The organism is Sutterella massiliensis, assembly GCF_016899755.1.
In the GTDB taxonomy this organism is placed as follows: Bacteria; Pseudomonadota; Gammaproteobacteria; order Burkholderiales; family Burkholderiaceae_F; genus Sutterella; species Sutterella massiliensis.
The window spans coordinates 1-446 of record NZ_JACJJC010000292.1 but is presented as its reverse complement, the minus strand read 5'-3'; the positions used below and the strand labels follow the sequence as shown (position 1 = coordinate 446).

The window sequence follows — 446 nt, the reverse complement described above, 5'->3', positions numbered from 1 at the left end:
ATCTACTACATGCTCGTCGGCAGCAACGATGCGACGGGCATCATCCCGAAGTACGCCAATCCTGCGGCCGGGAACAAGCTGACCGATCAGGAGAAGGCGCTGCTCGCAATCCTGCCCGATTCGGCCGGCGCACTCGTTCGCAATCTCTCCGCCAATTCGCCGGGCGGCGCTCGCGAACTCGCTTACAAGCTTTCGTACGCCATTGCCATCCAGGAGTCGTATGCCCTCATGAACGATTTGATGAACACCGTTTCGGCGTCCTTGGGCTCTTCGAAGATGATGGAAGCCAAAGACATGCTCGACCGGCTCGCCAAGGCGCGACTGCAGCTCAACGAAGAGTTCAAGGTGCTCGCCAAGAAGTACCCGACGATGTCCCAAGTGCTGCGCGACTACTACTTCCTCAACCAAGTCGTTCGCAAAGCCGACGTGATGTATCGCACGTCGGC

Annotated in this window: 1 protein-coding gene; it reads left to right on the top strand. The window is 58.5% G+C overall.

The features are described 5' to 3' along the window. A partial coding sequence (locus tag H6A60_RS12620; protein WP_205105179.1) for a hypothetical protein occupies positions 1-446 on the top strand: 446 nt, incomplete at both ends.